Source organism: Chitinophaga sp., from assembly GCF_036569125.1.
GTDB lineage: Bacteria > Bacteroidota > Bacteroidia > Chitinophagales > Chitinophagaceae > Chitinophaga.
This window is the reverse complement of record NZ_DATCRF010000194.1, coordinates 1-5,067: the sequence shown is the minus strand read 5'-3', so window position 1 is coordinate 5,067 and position 5,067 is coordinate 1. Positions and strand designations below refer to the sequence as shown.

At 47.7% G+C, this 5,067-nt stretch carries 3 protein-coding genes; 1 reads left to right on the top strand and 2 read right to left on the bottom strand.

Features of this window, described 5'->3' with window-relative positions; translation table 11 throughout:
- Window positions 1–187 precede the first annotated feature (187 nt).
- The gene (locus VIM87_RS07015) at window positions 188–796 is read left to right on the top strand and encodes an SUKH-4 family immunity protein (RefSeq protein ID WP_331996290.1); all 609 of its coding nucleotides are present in this window, start codon (window positions 188–190) and stop codon (window positions 794–796) included.
- A gap of 243 nt (window positions 797–1,039) precedes the next feature.
- On the opposite strand, the gene VIM87_RS07010 is transcribed toward VIM87_RS07015, so the two are convergent.
- Both VIM87_RS07010 and VIM87_RS07005 read right to left on the bottom strand, forming a co-directional pair.
- The gene (locus tag VIM87_RS07010; protein ID WP_331996289.1) at window positions 1,040–2,743 is read right to left on the bottom strand and encodes a RagB/SusD family nutrient uptake outer membrane protein; all 1,704 of its coding nucleotides are present in this window, start codon (window positions 2,741–2,743) and stop codon (window positions 1,040–1,042) included.
- A 25-nt stretch (window positions 2,744–2,768) separates the two neighbouring features.
- A partial coding sequence (locus VIM87_RS07005) for a SusC/RagA family TonB-linked outer membrane protein (RefSeq protein WP_331996288.1) occupies window positions 2,769–5,067 on the bottom strand: 2,299 nt, incomplete at its 5' end.

Below are 5,067 nucleotides of genomic sequence, written 5' to 3'. Positions count from 1 at the left end.
AAAGCATCCTGAAAGGGATTATAATGGAAACAGGTTCCTTTCACAGAGGGCCATTGGGGCTTTTGAAGTGATGCATTAGCTAATTGCATCGTTAGCCTTCCAAACGGCATTAGCATGTTTTGGTGGCCATGAAAAGTAATTGTGCAAGATCCCTGGATATAATAATTTTAGCTATAGATAATGTATTATGATCAGTAAGGAACAACTACAGGATTTATACAAGCAGGGAGTAATCACATTCACTGACGCACAGCTGCGCACTATGCAGCTGCCAGCTGCAACAAAAACCTGGCTGCAGGAAACAGGCTTGCCAATCTCTCAAAAAGATATTGCACTGGGCATTTACCTGCAGGGTGACCTCAAAGCAATCCCGGTAAACGGAAAAACATACCGGCAGATCGGATATGAGTGGGAAAATGTGCATGCGATCGCCTTGGAAGAAGGCACCGGCGCCGTGTACAGCATTAATGAACAGGAAAAAACGCCTCCTGTCTTTATAAATGCTGATCTTCCGGCATTCTTAACCTTCCTGCAATACTATCAACAATATCAGCAACGCAAATCAGCTACTGACACGCCTGTTGCCTCCTACTCCCGCGACGAGATGATGAAACGCCTGCAGGAAATGAAGAATAGAACCGCAGCAATTCCTCCACCACCTAAGAAGGAAAAATTTGATCAGAAAAAGGAGTTCAGATCTATGAAGGAGTTTTTTAAGCAACATGATGCAGTAGCCCTGAAGGATGGTAACTGGTGGGATATGATATTGGAACAGGTGGAAGATGATTTGTTGTGAACTTACAACCTAAACTCATTATTTTTCGGCTATCTCAGATGGCGGCGGCATCAAAAAATGGCACAACAAAACCTTTCCACTTTCTGATCTGAAAAAAGGTTATCAGAAAGTTGCCGAACAGTTTTTGAAAGAAGTGGCTGACAAAGCGCCGGCACAGCTGCCACGCTGGAAGAAGATTATTGGGAGTGTATAATACATTAAATAATAGTTCCGGCCCCGATGGCCGGAACTATTACTTTCACTTTAGTACCCCTGATTCTGCTCCAACACCGCCCCCGTATTCTGCGTGATCTCAGTCGCAGGTATCGGCCAGAGATTATGGTACGTCTCAATCGTCAAACCCGACTTAGGATTGTACCTTTTATCCCGGTCATATAACAGCCCCAACCGGGTAAGGGTTACCGCCCGGAACTCTTCCATGTACAATTCCCGCAAACGTTCATCCAGGATGTAATCGATATTCATTTCTGCAGCACTGGCCTCCGTAGTTTGCGCCCTGCGCCGCAGCACATTGATATCATCTGCTGCCTGCTGTTTTTGTCCTTTCCCGATATAGGCTTCTGCTCTTAACAGATAGGTCTCTGCCAAACGGGCCATATATTTTTGCATGAACAAGCGGGAGGCGCCGTTTAACAAAAATCCGCCAAACGGATTAGTCACATTGGTGAGGATGGCCGGGCCGGCAGCGGATACGAAATCACCTGCTGATGGAGATGTTTTCCTGATCACCGGGTAAAAATTGCGGATGGTATCTCTGAAGTCTGCCGGTTGTACTTTGTCTTTGTAACCATCTTTCACGTACCATTTACCGTAATCGGGAGAATTAGCCGGTACACCGGAAATACGGATATCCCGAACAATGTTATAGGAAGAATTGCGGATATCACCCGGCGTCCATATCTCATAGAAAAAGTGATTGGTAGGACGGATCCAGCCGATACCATTGGAAGAAACGCTGTCCACGAACTTGGCGTTGTACAGGATGGCCATTTTAGTTTTAGTGGTGGATTCCACAATTCTAACACCCGTCAGGCTCGGAACTACCGCCCAGGCAGTCTGGTCGCCTACGGATGCGGAGTTGTTCAGCGTGGTTTGTATCACCAGCAGCCCTTCATGGTTGCCGGTGCTGTAGTTCTGGTTATTGTATTCAAACAGGTCCCGGTAAACATCACCCGGTAAACTGGCTCTTCTCCCAAACCGGCTGGTCATCAGCGATAAGCCGGGAAAGTTGATCACCTCTGATGCACTTGTAATAGCGCCATCATAATCCTTTAAAGAGATGAGCACTTCCGTGAGTACATGTTTGGCAATTTGTTTATTCACCGTACCATCAGGCACCTGGTTAATATCAGACAACAAACCGATAGCCTGCTGCAGATCTTTTTTGCATTGCTGGTATACCTCCGCACGGCTGGAGCGTACATAGTCGTACCGCGGACCTGAAAGCTCATTCAGTTCAACAGGCACCCCGCCGTACAGGTTGGCCAGTACGTTATACGAATAAGCTCTGAAGAACAATGCCTGGCCCAGGAAGCTGTTCTTATCAGCATCGCTCAGCTGGGGGGCGTTATTCAGCCGGTTGATGATCAGGTTAGCATTCGTGATGATCTTGTAATACGCTGTCCAGATACCCGTTGGAATAAGATAGCTGGGCACCATGGTGGCCTTATAGGCATTTAACTTCGCAGCAGGATCATAGTCGGTGGCGTTATAAGCAAAGTCAGTAGCATAATACAAACCGAAATAAGTATCCAGGTTAATATTGCCCATGTAAATATTCCGGACGCCGTTGTACAGGTTGTTGGTAGCCTGCTGATACTGGATGGCTGTTTGCAGCGTATTATCCGGTGTATAGATGGATAGCGGATCTTCGTCCAGGAAGCTCTTACTGCAGGAAGATAACACTGCAACGATGCTCAGCATGTATATGATGATTCTCTTTTTCATTTCTTAAAGTTTACAGGTGAAAGCATTAAAAGGTCACATTTACGCCGAGTGAATAGTTCTTCATCACGGGGTAACCGTTCTGGTCCAGGCCCAGGCCACCCGGTATCCTCAATCCCAATGAGGACCGCTGACTGGCCGGAGGGTTGGATTCAGGATCCCATCCATCCCATTTGGTAATGGTCAAAAGGTTTTGTGCATTCACGTATATGCTTGCTGCCTTTATTATTTTTAAGCGGCTCAGCATCCCTTCCGGCAGCATATAGGTAAGGGTGATGTCCTGGAGGCGGATAAAGCTCCGGGCCTGATAAGGACCAAAATTTTCACCCAGTGTGGCTACATAGGCAGCGATGCTTCTATAACGGGCATTAGGATTGTTAGGCGTCCAGTAGTCGTATACAAAGCCGTTATTATTCCGGATATTGTCCGGGTTCAACAGCATAATACCCGGCGCTCCCAGGTAGCCGTTCTTACCACCCTGAATGGTATTGATGAAGAATTTTAACTGGAATGCTTTGTATTGAAAGCTGTTGGAAATCCCCACACTGTAAGAGGGATCCAGTTTGCCCAGGATCTGTTTATCTGCCGGTGTTATCTGGCCGTCCTTGTTCCTGTCTTCAATTTTATATTGACCGGCTTTGAAGCCCTGTGCAGCAAGGCCTGCGGGCACCTCTTCTCCCAGCTGGTACATACCGGTGATCTTGTAGTCGTACACTACACCGTAAGGCTGACCGATAAAGTAGCTTAAGATGGGATCTGCGCCATTGATCAGATCATTTTTGGTACCGTCTATATCCAGCACTTTGTTCCGGTTGCGGAAGAAATTAGCCGTTACTTCCCACCTGAAGTTTTTGTTGCTTACCGGTACGCCGGTGATGTTCAGCTCCTGTCCCCTGTTCTGGATCTTCCCGATGTTGATCAGGAAGCTGTTAAAGCCGGTGATGGTAGGCGTTGCCCTGGAGTTCAGCAGGTTTACGGAATTGGAGAAATACAGGTCCAGCGAACCAAAGAGCCGGTTGTTGAAAAATGAGAAGTCCACACCGGTGTTAAAGGAGCGGGTAGTTTCCCAGCGCAGGCCGGAATTGGGCAGCTGGCTTAAGTAAGAGCCCAGCTGTGCACCGCCGGAGCTGCCGTATAAATAACCGTTCGCTAATCCAACGCTCATCTGGGCAAGCGTTTGGTACCGGCCCACGGTTCTGTTACCGGTAGCCCCGTAAGACAGCCTTAATTTCAGGTCGTCGATAAAGCCAACCTGCTGAAGGAATTGTTCTTCTTTTAAACGCCATGCAAAAGCAATAGACGGGAAGGTGGCCCATTTGTTTTGAGCGGAGAAGCCGGAAAAGCCATCCCTTCTTACAGTACCGGTTAAGATATATTTTTTGTCGAACGAATAAGACAGCCGGGCCATCTGGTAAAGCGCCGTTTCCTTCCAGGGTAGGATAGCCAGATCGTTTGAGGTGGTAAGCCGCGCGGGATCGCCCACATCCAGCCTGTTATAGGATAATCCCCCATTGGTGATACCGCCGGCGGAGGTGCTGGTGCCATCGTGCGTGTTCTTCTCTGCGCCATACAGCAAGGTCAGGTCCACCCCATGTTTTCCGAAGTCCCGCTTATAGGTAAGAATGTGATCCAGTGTCAGAAAATAATCCGTCATATAGGTTTTATAGGCGGTAGCTTCAACGGTAGGCGCATTGTAATTAAACCGGTTGGTGTAGATATAATTGTTTCCGAAGTTCACACGGTAGTTCAACCCTTTCACATACGGAATGTCCACGCTGACGAAAAAATTTCCTATGATGTTCATGTTCCGGTCAACATCCCTGGACCTTTTGAGTATTTCCAATGCAGTGGGCGTAGTTGTTTGCGCATAAAACTCCAGCATCTGACCGGTTTTCGGATCAAAGGGCAGGTTGTATGGCTTTAGCTGCATGATGTCGGAAAAAGTGGGCGAAACACCACTGTAATCATTGATGGAAAGTCCTGTTTGAGCGCCTACTGTGAGCCAATCGGCGGGTTTGGCTTCCACGTTGAGCCGTACACTGTTCCGCCTGTAATTATCATTCATAATAAGGTTCAGCTGGTCAAAATAGCCATAGCCCAGGTAAAACCGGATCTTCTTTGAGCGTCCGCTCAAGCTGATGTTATGGTTCTGGATCCTGGGGCGGGAATTGGTCATTAACTTCCACCAGTTGGCTTCATAGCCATTTTTGTAATTGTCGCCCTCAATGCCCGGCATTTTGGTTGTAGGATCCCAGTTGGGGTTCATTTTTGTCATGTCGTTGGGATCCCGGCTTTCAGACAGGTACCAGTCGCCCAGCTTCTCTATA